The 13,560-nt window shown below is 68.7% G+C and carries 15 protein-coding genes; 5 read left to right on the top strand and 10 right to left on the bottom strand.

Annotated features, from left to right (window positions below; all coding sequences use genetic code 11):
• Window positions 1–59: 59 nt before the first annotated feature.
• Window positions 60–2,174, bottom strand: a complete 2,115-nt coding sequence (locus ACLBYD_RS00920; RefSeq protein WP_447815054.1) for an MMPL family transporter — start codon at window positions 2,172–2,174, stop codon at window positions 60–62.
• Window positions 2,175–2,220: 46 nt separating this feature from the next.
• Here ACLBYD_RS00920 and ACLBYD_RS00915 point away from each other — a divergent pair, with 46 nt between their 5' ends.
• Both ACLBYD_RS00915 and ACLBYD_RS00910 read left to right on the top strand, forming a co-directional pair.
• Window positions 2,221–2,721, top strand: coding sequence for a MarR family winged helix-turn-helix transcriptional regulator (locus ACLBYD_RS00915; RefSeq protein ID WP_447815053.1), 501 nt, complete (start codon window positions 2,221–2,223; stop codon window positions 2,719–2,721).
• A gap of 60 nt (window positions 2,722–2,781) precedes the next feature.
• Complete coding sequence (locus tag ACLBYD_RS00910) at window positions 2,782–3,558, top strand: putative protein N(5)-glutamine methyltransferase (RefSeq protein ID WP_447815052.1); 777 nt, start codon at window positions 2,782–2,784, stop codon at window positions 3,556–3,558.
• Window positions 3,559–3,580: 22 nt separating this feature from the next.
• On the opposite strand, the gene ACLBYD_RS00905 is transcribed toward ACLBYD_RS00910, so the two are convergent.
• The 4 genes from ACLBYD_RS00905 to ACLBYD_RS00890 form a co-directional block, all read right to left on the bottom strand.
• Window positions 3,581–4,399 carry an anti-sigma factor gene (locus ACLBYD_RS00905; protein WP_447815051.1) on the bottom strand — a complete coding sequence of 273 codons (819 nt, stop codon included), beginning with the start codon at window positions 4,397–4,399 and terminating at the stop codon, window positions 3,581–3,583.
• Complete coding sequence (locus ACLBYD_RS00900; protein WP_272266340.1) at window positions 4,392–4,964, bottom strand: sigma-70 family RNA polymerase sigma factor; 573 nt, start codon at window positions 4,962–4,964, stop codon at window positions 4,392–4,394. The genes ACLBYD_RS00905 and ACLBYD_RS00900 overlap by 8 nt, the downstream gene beginning before the upstream one ends.
• Before the next feature lie 77 nt (window positions 4,965–5,041).
• Window positions 5,042–5,665 carry a DUF1365 family protein gene (locus tag ACLBYD_RS00895; RefSeq protein WP_447815050.1) on the bottom strand — a complete coding sequence of 208 codons (624 nt, stop codon included), beginning with the start codon at window positions 5,663–5,665 and terminating at the stop codon, window positions 5,042–5,044.
• Entirely contained in the window at window positions 5,655–6,290 is a 636-nt protein-coding gene (locus ACLBYD_RS00890) for an alpha/beta hydrolase (protein WP_447815049.1), read from the bottom strand. Before ACLBYD_RS00890 ends, ACLBYD_RS00895 begins: the two co-directional genes overlap by 11 nt.
• Window positions 6,291–6,460: 170 nt before the next feature.
• On the opposite strand from ACLBYD_RS00890, the gene ACLBYD_RS00885 reads away from it, so the two are divergent.
• Window positions 6,461–7,132, top strand: a complete 672-nt coding sequence (locus ACLBYD_RS00885) for a fasciclin domain-containing protein (protein ID WP_447815048.1) — start codon at window positions 6,461–6,463, stop codon at window positions 7,130–7,132.
• Between the two features lie 30 nt (window positions 7,133–7,162).
• Window positions 7,163–7,753, top strand: coding sequence for a lipocalin family protein (locus ACLBYD_RS00880; RefSeq protein WP_231781321.1), 591 nt, complete (start codon window positions 7,163–7,165; stop codon window positions 7,751–7,753).
• A 134-nt stretch (window positions 7,754–7,887) separates the two neighbouring features.
• Here the strand turns inward: ACLBYD_RS00880 and ACLBYD_RS00875 are convergent, their stop codons facing one another.
• The 3 genes from ACLBYD_RS00875 to ACLBYD_RS00865 all read right to left on the bottom strand — a co-directional run bounded on the left by ACLBYD_RS00875 (window position 7,888) and on the right by ACLBYD_RS00865 (window position 12,351).
• A complete protein-coding gene (locus ACLBYD_RS00875) occupies window positions 7,888–9,351 on the bottom strand; it encodes an SDR family oxidoreductase (protein ID WP_447815047.1) in 1,464 nt (487 codons plus the stop codon).
• Window positions 9,348–10,712 carry a TIGR01777 family oxidoreductase gene (locus tag ACLBYD_RS00870; protein ID WP_447815046.1) on the bottom strand — a complete coding sequence of 455 codons (1,365 nt, stop codon included), beginning with the start codon at window positions 10,710–10,712 and terminating at the stop codon, window positions 9,348–9,350. The genes ACLBYD_RS00875 and ACLBYD_RS00870 overlap by 4 nt, the downstream gene beginning before the upstream one ends.
• A gap of 283 nt (window positions 10,713–10,995) precedes the next feature.
• Window positions 10,996–12,351: a cryptochrome/photolyase family protein gene (locus ACLBYD_RS00865; RefSeq protein ID WP_447815045.1), complete on the bottom strand. Its 1,356-nt coding sequence runs from the start codon at window positions 12,349–12,351 to the stop codon at window positions 10,996–10,998.
• 28 nt (window positions 12,352–12,379) lie between these two features.
• On the opposite strand from ACLBYD_RS00865, the gene ACLBYD_RS00860 reads away from it, so the two are divergent.
• A complete protein-coding gene (locus ACLBYD_RS00860; RefSeq protein ID WP_006553353.1) occupies window positions 12,380–12,601 on the top strand; it encodes an RNA-binding S4 domain-containing protein in 222 nt (73 codons plus the stop codon).
• Between the two features lie 25 nt (window positions 12,602–12,626).
• Here the strand turns inward: ACLBYD_RS00860 and rraA are convergent, their stop codons facing one another.
• Window positions 12,627–13,115, bottom strand: coding sequence for a ribonuclease E activity regulator RraA (gene rraA / locus ACLBYD_RS00855; RefSeq protein ID WP_016695034.1), 489 nt, complete (start codon window positions 13,113–13,115; stop codon window positions 12,627–12,629).
• A 48-nt stretch (window positions 13,116–13,163) separates the two neighbouring features.
• Window positions 13,164–13,547, bottom strand: coding sequence for a DUF5313 family protein (locus ACLBYD_RS00850; protein ID WP_006553356.1), 384 nt, complete (start codon window positions 13,545–13,547; stop codon window positions 13,164–13,166).
• Between the last annotated feature and the right edge of the window lie 13 nt (window positions 13,548–13,560).

Here is a 13,560-nt window from a genome sequence, read left to right as displayed (position 1 = left end):
CCGTTCTCATCCGCTCATGCGCCCGTCAGGAGCACTGCGCGCTCACGAACACTGCGCGCTCATGAGCGCGGCGCCCCCGCGGTCGCGACGTCCTCGGTGGCGTCGGGCTCGGACGGTTCGGTCCGCGCCAGCTTGCTCGGCCACCAGATCTTCTTGCCGATGTCGATCGTCAGGGCCGGCACCACCAGCGACCGCACGAGCAGCGCGTCGAGCAGGACACCGAAGGCGACGATGAACGCCAGCTGAGCCAGGAACAGCAGTGGGATCACCGCCAGCGCCGAGAACGTGGCCGCGAGCACCACGCCGGCGGACGTGATGACACCACCGGTGACGGTCAGCGCCCGCAGGGTGCCCGCACGGGTACCGACCTTCTTCGTCTCCTCGCGGACGCGGGTCATGAGGAAGATGTTGTAGTCGATACCCAGCGCCACGAGGAAGACGAACCCGAACAGAGGCACCACCGGGTCGGCGCCCGGGAAACCGAACAGGTGGTTGAACACGAGCGACGAGATACCGAGGGTCGCCGCGAACGAGACGATCACGGTGAGCATCAGCAGGATCGGTGCGACGACCGCCCGCAGCAACGCGATGAGCACCAGCAGCACCACGAGCGTCACGACCGGGATGATGACGGTGCGGTCGCGGGTCGCGGTGTCCTTCGTGTCGAGGTCGACGGCCGTGGGTCCGCCGACGAGTGCCTCGGACCCGGGCACGGCGTGCACCGCCTCGCGGATGCGTTCGACGGTCTCCTCGGCGGCGAGGGAGTCGGCGGGATCCGACAGCGTCGCCTGCACCGCGACCAGTCCGTCGACCACGCGCGGCGCGCCGTCGGGGCCGGGGACGGGCTGGACGGTCGTCACGCCCTCGACGCCCTCGGTGGCGCCGACGACACCCTCGAGCGCGCCTTCGCGGGCGACGACGATGCTGGGCGAGCCGGTGCCGGCGTCGAAGTGCTCACCGAGCACCTCCTGGCCGGACTTCGAATCGGTCTGCAGGAGGAACAGATCCGAGGACGCGACACCGCTCGCCTTGAACTGCGGTGCCAGCAGGGCGAAGGCGACGAGCACGAGGCTGCACACGATCCAGATGGGACGCGGCTTCGACCCGACGAAGTCGGCCACCCGGCCCCACACCTCGTGGGACTTCTGCATGTCGTCGGCGTCGGCGTTGGCGTCGTAGGCCGGGCGGGTGGGCCAGAACGCGACGCGGCCGAGCAGCACGAGCGCTGCGGGCAGGAAGGTGAGCGATGCGAGGAACGACGTCGCGATGCCGATGGCGGCCACCGGGCCGAGACCGCGGTTGGAATTCAGGTCCGACAGCAGCAGACACAGCACACCGAGGATGACGGTGCCGGCCGACGCCGCGATCGGCTCGATCGAGCCGCGGAGCGCGCTGCGCATCGCGGCGTACTTGTCCTGCTGCAGTCGCAGTTCCTCGCGGTACCGGGAGACCAGCAGCAGCGCGTAGTCGGTGGCGGCGCCGAACACGAGGATGAACATGATGCCCTGGCTCTGGCCGTTGAGCGCGATCGCTCCGGCGTCGGCGAGCACGTAGACCAGCAGGCTCGCGAGGGCGAGTGCGAACAGCGCCGAGATGATGACGACGAACGGAAGGATCGGGCTGCGGTAGACCACCACGAGGATGACGAGGACGACACCGCCCGCGACGAGCAGGAGCAGTCCGTCGATGCCGCCGAACGCCGACGACAGGTCGGCGGCCTGCCCGGCGGGGCCGGTGACGTAGACGGTCAGGCCGTCCGGTGCGCCTTCGAGGGCCGTCCGGAGTTCCTCGACGGCCTCCTGGACCTCCCCGGAGGCGTCGAGCGGCACGATCATCTGCGCCGCTGCGCCGTCCTCGGACGGGATCGGCGGCGGTCCGGCCGATTCGGTGGCCAGGAAGGCGAGGTCCTCGTCGGTGATCCCGCCGTCGCGTTCGGCGACGACGATCGCGGGGATGAACTCGCTCTCGTTGAACTGCGCGTACAGCTCGTCCGCGCGGGTGGATTCGGCCGATGCCGGGAGGAAGGTGCTCGCGTCGTTGGAGGCGACTTCGCTGAGCTTGCCTGCGAACGGGCCGCCGCCACCGGCGGCCACGAGCCACGCGATGAGCAACAGGGCGGGCAGGAGCCACCGCCATCGGCTGGTTCTGCGTGGGGGCTCGGTAGCAGTGCTCAAGATTCCTCCTGGCGTGAGCGAATGTGTCGGAACTAGATTATTCAGCGTGCTGAACGATAGGGGTGGAGACGACCTCGACGAGTGGCCCACCGGACGTCTTCTGTCCACCGCGGCCCGGCTCGTCGAGCAGGCATGGGAGCAGTCCTTGCGACGACGAGGGCTCACCCACGCGGGGGTGATCGCACTGCACGCGGTGGCCCACGCGCCGCTGTCGCAACGGGAGATGGCGCGCGCGTGCCGGGTGACCGACCAGACCATGAGCCGGACCGTCGATCATCTCGTCCGCGGCGGTTTCGTCACGCGCGCGGTCGACCCGGAGGACGAGCGGAAGATGCGGGTGGAGATCACGCCGTCGGGCGTGGACGCCTACCGGCGCGTGATCGAACTCGAACGCGACGACGCGCCCGGTGGTGATTCTCCGGTCGCGGTGTCGGATCCGGCTACCCTGCGCCGGCTCCTGCTCGAAATCGTTCGTTCGCACAGCACTCCTCGCGACAGCCCCGGGGGTACCCACGATCGGGAGAGTCCACCCCTCCACGGGATGTGAGCTGCCACCCTCCCCGGAAAACGAGAAGATCCGTCCGGAGCGCGCGCGGTAGGGTGCCGCATGGTCTCCGCCCCCCGGACCCACGCCGACGTCGTCTCCGCACTGCGAGCAGCCGGGTGCGTGTTCGCCGAGGAGGAGGCGCAGCTGCTCGTCGAAGCCGCTCCCACACCCTCGGATCTGGAGCGGCTCATCGCGCGGCGGGTCGGCGGCGAACCCCTCGAACACGTACTGGGACAGGTCTTCTTCCACGGCAGGCGCATCGCGGTGCGAGAGGGGGTGTTCGTCCCCCGTCGCCGTACCGAGTACCTGGTGGACTGCGCGATCGACCTCGTGCGGCCCGGCGCCGTGATCGTCGACATGTGTTGCGGGTGCGGTGCCGTCGGTGCCGCGCTCGCCACCGCCGTCGAGGCCTGCGAGGTCTATGCGGCCGACATCGATCCCGTCGCCACCGCGTGTGCCCGCCTGAACCTGCCGCCCCACCGGGTGTTCGCCGGCGATCTGTTCGACGCCCTGCCGGGCACGCTGCGCGGTCGCGTCGACGTGCTCGTCGCCAACGCGCCCTACGTGCCGTCGGGTGCGATCGGGTCGATGCCGCGGGAGGCGCGCTGCAGCGAGCCGCGACATGCACTGGACGGCGGACCCGACGGACTGGACGTCCACCGCCGGCTCGTCGCCGGCGCGGGCCGGTGGCTCACCGAGGGTGGGTCGCTGCTCGNCGAGTCGGCCGCGTCGCAGGCGCCCGTCGTGCGCGACCTCATGACCCGGGCCGGACTCGACGCCGACACGCGGGGTTCCGAGGAGGCCGACGCGACGGTCGTCATCGGCACCCGCCGATGACGTGCTCGCTGCCGCGAACATGTCAGTCGAGCGGCAGCTGAGCGAAGATCGCGGTCGGCTGGGTCGACCCGCCCGTCGGTTCGACGCTGAAGGCGAGCGCGGTGGCACCCGAGATGTCCTCGAGCACCGCAGTCGTCGACGGCGCGACGTCGTCGGGCGTCATCGTGCCCGCGGGTTCCATCCCCTCGGGACCGACCAGCCACATCTGGTAGACGCTGCCCTCGGCCGGCGGGGCGACGTTGTTCATCACCAGCACGCCCGCGTCCTCCTCCTTGGAGAACACCACGGTCGCGGTGCCGCCACCGTCGAGCTCGCCCGACGAGGTTCGTACGTCCTCGGCGGCGAAGACCCGCTCGCTCGTGCCCGGCTCGGACGTGGTCTGCCACTGACCGGCCACCACGACACCGCCGATCGCGACGATCACGGCTGCTGCCGCGGCGAGCAGGAAGTTCCGCCGCCGGGCCTGGCGGCGCTCGTCGAGGGAGACGGGCGGGGGAAGGTGATCGTCCTCCGCCCGAGGTGCCTCGGTCGCCTCCGGCTCACCGGGTCGTTCCGTGTGCGTCTTCTCGGCGGGCGTCTTCGCGGGGAGTTCGGCGTGGACCAGATCGAGCAGTCGCACCCGGAGTTCGGGCGGCGGCTCGGTCGCGGTACCGGCCGACATCGCTGCGAGGGTCTCGTGGACCTCGCGGACCTCGGCGTCGAACCGTTCGGCCACCTTCGGGTCTGCTTCCGCGAGTCGCTCGGCGAGCTCCCGACGCTCGTCGGGCGTGACGGCATCCAATGCGAAGACGGGTGCCATGTCGAGCAGATCGCGCGAGGAATCGTTCGCCTCGTCAGCCATCCACAGTCACCCCCAGACAATTCTTCAGTCGTTTCAGGCCGTCCCGGATGCGCGACTTGACCGTCGGCAACGGGGACGAAAGTTCTTCTGCCACTTCGGTATACGTAAAGCCTCTGTAGTAGGCGAGCTCGACCGAGCGTCGCTGCAGTTCGGTGAGCGAACCCAGACACTCGTTCACCCGGCGGCGATCGTCGCGCTGCGCGACCTCCTCGCTCACCGAGTCGAAGGCCGCGTCGACGTTCGTCGAACCGTAGTGCGACTCGCGGTCGGCTCCGGACTGCTCGCTGCGGACCCGGTCGACGGCGCGCCGATGGGCGAGCGTGATGATCCACGACAGAGCGGAACCCTGACGGGGGTCGTACTTGTCGGCCGACCTCCACACCTGGAGGTAGACCTCCTGGGTGGTCTCCTCGCTGTAGCCGGGATCCCGCAGGACCCGCAGCACCATGCCGAAGACTCGGGAACGCGTCGCGTCGTACAGTTCGGCGAACGCCGTAGGGTCTTGCCGGGCCACCCGCCCGAGCAGTTCGCCGAGGGTATCGGTATGGCCTCCGACGCCGGTCATCGGCTCAGTCCGCTCATCGGGGGAAAGCCTAGCCGGGACATTCCCTCCACTCAAGGCAACCGTGTCGACCACGAGCGTCACCCCATCCACATCCGAGCACGTAGAACAGTCGTGAGATCGACGGGCAGCCGTTCGCCGCTGACGGTCGCGGTGAACACCGGGACGCCGGGCCGCCGCAGGGCGACCGAAACCGCGAACATGTCGCCGGCCCGGGTGATGACGTCGATCTCGTCCGAGCGCAGCGTGTAGCAGTGCCGTCCGTTCCGGCGCGAATGGATCTCCGCGACCACGCAGGCCAGGGAACCGCTCGGATCGTGGCACCAGAACAGGTTCAGCGGATCCGATCCGAGACCGAGACGCCGGATGTTCAGCAGCGCCGTGATCCGCCCGCCCGGAACCCGCACCCCGTCGGCCACGAGCTGATCCTCGACGCGGCCGCGAAAGGTGTCGGAATCGCTCGCGACGAAGTGGTCCCACGGCTCGAGCCGAATCAACGTGCGCAGCCACCAGGACAAGGGCGTCGTCTCGTCGACGTCCATGACCCAGCTGAAGCCGCGGTACTCGAGCGAGGGGCGCTCGGACGAGCCCTGCGCGTGGCGGACGAAGGTCCGGTAGATCGCCGGCGTGATCGCCTCCCGGCCACCCCGGAACTCGACGTCGTCGCCGATCATCGCGACTGCGCGGGGAAGGTCAGGATGCATGGTCGTCTCCGGGGCACGTGGTCGGCTTCCCCGACAGTGTGCACGTGAGGAAATCGGCGGTGGTGTCGGCCCACCAGCGCGGGTCGGTGAGGAGGAAATGTCCGGCTCCGGGCAGGGGCCGCCAGCGCGTGTTCACGCCCCGGTCTCCCGCCGCCATCGTCTGGCTCTGCGCCATCCGCGGATCGGTCCGGGTGTCCTCCGTACCGTGCGCGACCAGCAGGTGCCGGCCCGCAGGGATCAGGTCGGCGTCGTCGGCCGGCCACCACGGCGCCAGGGCGACGAGCGACTCGACTCCGTGCTGGGCCGCGAGATGCGCGATCGCCCGCGCACCCATCGCGTGCCCGACCAGCCCGAGCCGGACGTCCCCGCGGCGTCGGATCACCGACTCGATCGCCCGCAGACCGTCGAGGACCGGGCTCATGTGATCGTCGTTCCACCCGCAGTACCGGTAGTCGACGAGGTCGACGGCGATGTCGTACTTGCTCAGCCGCAGGCGCAGGGCATCGGTGAACAGACGCATGCGCAGCTGCGACAGATGCCACGGACGTGGCGGTGTGGTGCCGACCGGACGCCCACCGGGCAACACGAGTACGTGAGCCGGTCGGAGATCCTCGACGTCGTCCATGACCTGCATTCGGAGCCGACCGCAATACGGATGGGTCGAACACCGGATACCGATCCGAGAAAAATTCTCTCGATCCGACCCATCCGGGCCGCCCCGAGATTCGAATGACCGGTGACACACCTGATCGACGTGGCCGTTTCCGGCCACGGCCTACGAAGGGAACCACAGTCATGAACATCACTGCGCGCAAGAGCCTGGCCGTCGTCGGAATCGGTGCGATGTCCCTGCTGGGTGTCGCGGCGTGTTCGGATGATTCGGGCACGGACACCACCGACACCACCACGATGGAGACCACCCAGGAGACAATGCAGGAAACCACTACGGCTGCAACCGGAACCGCAGCCCCCGCTGCCGGTCCCGTCGGACCGGGCTGCGCCGATTACGTCGCCGCGAACCCTACCGGCCCGTCGTCCGTCGAGGAACTCGCGAACCAGCCTGTCGCCGAGGCCGCCGGGAACGTGCCGATCCTGACCACTCTCACGCAGGCCCTGTCCGGCCAGCTCAACCCCGACGTCAACCTGGTCGAGACGCTCAACGGTGGCGAGTTCACCGTCTTCGCGCCGGTCGACGACGCGTTCGCCGCCCTGCCGCCGGAGACCGTCCAGACGCTGCAGACGGATTCGGCTCTGCTGACCGACATCCTCACCTACCACGTGGTTCCCGGTGAGCTGACCCCGGCCGATATCGCCGGCACGCAGACCACCGTCCAGGGCGGCACCGTCGAGGTCGCCGGCGAGGGTGAGATGTGGACCGTCAATGACGCCAACGTGATCTGCGGTGGCATCGAGACCGAGAACGCCACCGTGTACCTGATCGACGGCGTTCTCATGCCCCAGCAGTAACCGATACCGGACGACGGAAAGGTAGAAGACATGCGTAGGTCCCGACACGGCGTTCGGGGGCTTGCGGCGGCGTTCATCGCCGCCGCAGGCGCGCTCCTGTTCGCCACGCCCGCCGCCGCAGCGCCGCTCACCCCGGTTCCCGAGCTCGACGTGAACCGGTATGTGGGGCAGTGGTATCAGCTCGCTGCCAATCCGGCTCCCTACAACATCGACTGCGCTCGCGACACGACGGCGTTCTACACGCTGCTCGACGAACGCAACGTGCGCGTGGAGAACTCGTGCACCACGTTCACCGGTGATCGTCGCGGGATCATCGGGAACGCCCGCGTGAACGACACTGCCGCACTGCACGTGTCGTTCCCGGGGGTGCCGTTCCAGGATTCGCTCGACGGACCGAGCAACTACATCGTCACGTACCTCGCGGACGATTACTCGTGGGCATTCGTCGGTGACCCGACGCGCATCTCCGGATTCGTGCTGTCGCGTTCGCCCGTCGTCAGCGACGACGCGTGGCGCGAGATCCGGAACGTCGTCGAGGCGAGCGGGTACAACTCGTGCCTGATGCTCACCTCGCCCACCACCGAGGGACTGCAGGAGATAAAACCGCTCTGCACCGTGTAACTCTCGGGACGATCGGGGTGGTGTGCGGATCCTGAGGAAGATCCGCACACCACNNCCGAGAACATCCGCTCGCGAATTCGCCATCCGCTACAGCAATTTGCCGCAGCGGATGGCGAACAACGTAACGGATCGCTCTAGCGGCCGGCGGTGCCCGCGATGTTCTCGAGCATCCCCCGGAAGATGATGCCGTGGAAGGGGACCAGCGCGTACCAGTAGAGACGGCCGGCAAGTCCGCGCGGGAAGAAGATCGCCCGCTGGTGCACGCGCGACCGGCCCGACTCCAGAGGTTCGACCCGCCATTCGAGCCATGCTCCGCCGGGTGCCCGCATCTCCGCGCGCAGGCGCAGCAGCGTCGGGCGTTCGATCCGTTCGACGCGCCAGAAGTCCAGGGCGTCACCGGTGTGCAGTGTCTTCGGGTCGCGGCGACCCCGGTGGAGTCCGACGCCGCCGACGAACCGGTCGAGCCAGCCGCGGATGGTCCACGCCAACGGGAAGGAATACCAACCGTTCTCGCCGCCGATGCTCTCGACGACGGCGAACACCTTCTCCTGGGGCGAGTCCGACTCGAGTGACCGTTCGTCGGTGAAGACGACCTCGCCGGCCCAGTCCGGGTCGGACGGAAGCGGATCGGCGGGTGCACCGACCGGTGATGCGTTCGTCCACGTCGTCTCGATCTCTCCCCGTTCGATACGGCCGAGGGCGAGCCGGACGGCGTCGCGATAGCCGGTGAGGCCGGATTCCGGTGGGGGGATGATCGAGTCGATGTCGTGGTTGCGCATCACCGCGTCGGTGGACAGCGATTCGAGGAGCGCTCGGCCGAGAGGCGGAGGAATCGGCGTGACCAGGCCGATCCACAGACCGGCGAGCTTCGGGGTGAGGACGGGCAGGACGAGGATCCGGCGTTTCGTCAGACCGGCGACCTCCGAGTACTGCTGCATCATCTCGCCGTACCGCAGCACGTCGGGCCCACCGATGTCGTAGGTGCCGCTGCGGGGGAGAGGTGCGTCGGCGGCGGCGACCAGATAGTGCAGGACGTCGCGCACCGCGATGGGCTGGATCCGGTTGTTCACCCAGCGCGGGGTCGTCATGACGGGGAGCCGGTTGCTCAGATGCCGGATCATCTCGAACGACGCCGAACCCGAACCGATCACGACCCCGGCTTGCAGCACGAGCGTCGGCACACCGGAATCCGTCAGGATGCGTCCGACCTGGGCGCGCGAATACAGGTGCGGTGAGAGATCACCCGACTCCGGGTGCAGCCCACCGAGGTACACGATGCGGGAGACACCGTTGTCGCGTGCCGCGTCGGCGACGTTCTGCGCCGCTCGCTTCTCCGCGTCGACGAACTCGTCGCGACCACCCATCGAATGCACCAGGTAGTACACGACGTCGATGTCGCGGCACGCCGCGCGCAGCGATTCGGCGTCGTCGAGGTCGCCACGGACGATCTCGACGTCGTCGGCCCACGGCACGTCGCGCAGTTTGTCGGGGCTGCGCGCGAGCACCCGTACCCGGTAACCCGCCTCGAGCAGGCGCGGAGCGAGCCGGCCACCGATGTAGCCGGTCGCTCCGGTGACCAGGACACGCTTTCCGCTCACGGCTCCTCCAGGATGTGGCCGAGTTGGTGGCGCAGCGACGCTTCGAGATCGGGACGCCGGAACCGGTGCCCGGCGTCGATCAGCGCTTTCGGGACGACGAACTGATCGGCCTGGGCGACCTCGCGTACACCCTCGTCGCCGAGCAGCAACCGGGGGCCGAAACCGGGGACGGGCAGCAGTGCGGGGCGGTGCAGCACCGACGCCAGTACCCGGGTGTACTCCTCGTTGCGCACCGGTTGCGGTGCAACGGCGTTCACCGGTCCGGTCAGGCCGGGGTCGGTGAGGGCGCGGTGGTAGACCTCGAGGAGGTCGTCGATGTCGATCCAGGAGAACCACTGCCGGCCGTCGCCGATCCGGCCACCGAGACCGCTCGCGAACAGCGGCCGCATCAACTGGAGCGTTCCGCCGCGGGGTGTCTGGACGATGCCGGTGCGCACGTGCACGACCCGCATGCCCTTCTTCTCCGCGGGATGTGCCGCGGCTTCCCAGTCGGAGACGACGTCGGCGAGGAAACCCGTTCCACGTGATGCGTTCTCGTCGAGCGGTGTGTCTCCCCGGTCGTAACCGTAGAGGCCGATCGCGGACGCGGAGACGAAGGTCGCGGGACCGTTGGGTGTCGTCGCGGCGAGTTCGGCGAGTCGGCGTGTCGGTTCGATGCGGCTGTCGCGGATCGCGGCCTTGTGGGAGTCGGTGAACCGTCCCGCGATCGACGCGCCCGCGAGGTGGACGACGGCGTCGACGCCTTCGAGCAGGTCGGGCGCCGGATCCTGCGGGTCCCAGCGTCGTTCGTCGGGGCGCTGCGGTTTCCGGCGCACCAGGCGGACGACCTGGTAGCCACCCGTGGACAGGAAGGCCGTCAGGGCGGTACCCACGAGTCCGCTCGATCCGGTCACCGCGACCGTCCCGGGTCGGATGCCCTGCGCGTGCGACCAGCGGTGGCTCGCGAGATCGTCGGCGAGCTGGCGGTGCCGGTAGCGGAAGGTCTGGGTGAGGAAACGGCCCGGTACCGGCGTGTCGACGCGATCGGTGACGCGGGTGCGGAATTCGTCGACGACGTCGAAGCGGTGTTCGTGGCGCCACGAGCCGATGACGGTGGCGGGGCGCGACAACAGGCCGTCGTGGGAGAGTTCGTCGACGAAACGTGCTGGTGGGTCGTAATCCTCGGGTCTGTGCCGGGAGATCCAGCGCAGACCGCCGGGGAGACCGAGGACGGCCGTGCCGGATTCGAGGGAGTCGGCCTCGGCGACGACGTTCATCGGCTGCCAGGGCGGGATGAGGCGGAGGATGGCGCCGGGACGGGAGTGCCAGTCGAACACTTCGTCTCGCGGTGCGTCGACGACGCTCGAGAATTCGATGCCCATGCCCTACCTCCCGTTCGCAGGCTGCTCACCCGGTGGTCGCGGCGCCGGAGCGCCCAGTGGTCACGGCGCCGGAGCGGACTCCGGCGCCGTATCCACTCAAGCAGGGAGGACGCTGATCAGGAACGTGTATGCGTCGACGAGCGGGTTGTGGATGGCCATGAAAGCTGCTTCGACGAGAGCGCGCACTGCGGTGTCCTTTCGTTGGGTGTACAGCGAACACGTTGTCCGTCCAGAAGTTGTTCGGAGCACCGCCACGACCGGATGGGTCGTTTCGCCGTCTTCTTCATCGGGGTGAGCGAATCCGCTCGTATCTGTCCAGAGCGACGCGACGTTCGTGTGCGTGATCGACGACCGGTTCCGGATATCCGTCCGGAGGGCCGTCGGGCAGGCTGTGCACACGAGCGCCGTCGATGCTCCGCAGTTCGGGTACCCATCTGCGTACGTATTCACCCGTCGGATCGAACTTCTCGCCCTGCCGGGTCGGATTGAACACCCGGAAGTAGGGAGCGGCGTCGGTGCCGCTGCCCGCCGTCCACTGCCAATTATGTTGGTTGGAGGCCAGATCGCCGTCCACCAGATGCTTCATGAAATGTCGCGCCCCGCGCCACCACGGCAGGTGCAGGTCCTTCGTCAGGAACGACGCGACGATCATCCGCACCCGGTTGTGCATGACGCCCTCTGCGAGGAGCTGCCGCATCCCGGCGTCCACGATCGGGAATCCCGTGCGGCCCTCGCACCACGCGGCGAACAGGGCGTCGGCGTCGGGTCCGGAATCGTAGGTGATGGCGTCGAAGTCGCTGTTGTAGTTGGTCCGGGCGGTCTCGGGCCGCTGGAACAGGACGTCGGCGTAGAAGTCGCGCCACGCCAGTTCGCTGCGGAAGGTGACGGCCCCCTCGTCCGACCGGTTCCTCATGTCGTGCAGCAGGGTCCGCGGATGGATGCAGCCGAACTTCAGATAGGGCGACAGGCCGCTCGTGCCGTCGTAGGCCGGCCGGTCACGGTCGGTGGCGTACCGCTCGAGACCGTCGTCGAGGAATTCACGCCATCGCTCCAGTGCGGCCGCCTCTCCGGGGGGAGGTGTGGGTTCGTCGCCGGCTTCGGGAATCGGCACGCGTGCGGAGCAGCCGCTCGGGTCGACCCAGTCGGCGGTGTCCGGTCCGGTCGCCGCGGGTGTGTGCCATCCGTGGTCGTTCCAGGCGCGGCGGAAGGCCGAGAACACCTTGTATGCAGTGCCGTCGGGTTTCGTCACGCGGCCCGGCGTGACGGCATACGGCGAGCCGGTGGCCACCAGCGGGACGTCGCCGAGCGCTTCGGCGACCGCCCGGTCGCGTCGCGTGCCGTAGGGACCGTGGTCGGAACTGATGTGGACCGCGGCCGCATCGAACTCGGCGGCGACTTGCGGCACCAGCATCATCGGGTCTCCCTGGACGACGAGCAGGCGCCCGCCGAGATCCCGGTCGAGGGCTCGCAGGCATCCCATGAGGAAGTCGCGCCGGCGGGCCCCGGACGGGCGGAGCAGTGCGTCGTCGAGGACGAACAGGGCGAGGACGTCGTCGGCGGCCTCGGTGGCGGAGAGCAGGGTGGGCAGATCGTTCAGTCGGAGATCACGACGGAACCAGATGATGCTGGGGCGGGCCATGGCTCCAGTGTCGGGGACAATGGGTGCCATGTCCGACGCATTCGATGTACCGATCCGTGACGAGTCGATCCGGCTCGGTCAGTTCCTCAAGCTCGCAAGCCTCATCGAGTCGGGTGCGGAGGCCAAGGAAGTGATCGCCGACGGGCTGGTGTCGGTCAACGGTGAGGTGGAGGTGCGTCGCGGCCGTCAGCTGAAGGTGGGCGACGTGGTGGAGATCGCCGGGGCGAGCGCGCGGGTCGCGCACGAATAGCGGGTCGACCCGCGCGCTCGGCTGATCAGTTCTCGGCGCGGACGACGACGCCGTCGGAGTCGCTGTAGACGATCTCGCCCGGGTTGAACGTCACGCCGCCGATCTCGACGGGCACGTTCTTCTCGCCGGAGCCGGTCTGGGTGCTCTTGCGCGGGTTGGTGCCGAGGGCCTTGATGCCGATGTCGAGTGTGCGCAGGATCGCGGAGTCGCGGACCGCGCCGTTGACGATGACCCCGGCCCAGCCGTTGTCGACACCGCGACCGGCGATGATGTCGCCGACGAGCGCGGTGTGGATGCTGCCACCGCCGTCGACGACGAGCACGCCGCCGTTGCCCGGCTCGGAGAGGGTCTGCTTGACGAGCAGGTTGTCCTGGAAGCAGCGGATGGTGGTGATGGGGCCGACGAACTCGGTGCGGCCGCCGAACTGGATGAACTGCGTGTCGCAGCTGCGGATGTCCGGGCCGATCTCGTCGGCGAGGTCTGCAGTGGCTGTGAAGGCAGGGGCGTCACTCATGGTGCGAGGATAAGTGGACACGCTGCCCCGCACAGTGGGAAGGTCCGGTCAGGACGCGCGACCGAAACGGCGCTCGTAGTCCTCTCGTTCGCGCGCGGCGCGGGCGCGTGCCTTCGCGCTGAGCAGTTCCGGATCGAGACCGTGCTGCTGGAGGCGGTGCCGCTGCCAGATGGGCATCAACGCCACCGAGAAGTAGACCCACGGCAGCAGCAGCAACAGCATCATCGCGATCGGGATCCACACCGGCCCCGGGATCAGCAGGAACAGCAGGAGCAGCGGGATGATCGGCAGGTTCCATCGCAGCAGGTAACGGCGTGTTCCGCCGGGGCCCAGGACGTCGTCGCGTACCCACTCCCGCATCTCGGGCGGTAGCGCGCGACCGAACATGTAGCCGATCCGCTGCAGGAAATTCGGTCGTGCACTACTCATCATGAGACCCAGGATA

The sequence above is a fragment of the Rhodococcus sp. C26F genome (assembly GCF_053345925.1).
Note: the sequence above shows the minus strand (reverse complement) of the source record. Positions and strands in the feature narration are given on the sequence as shown.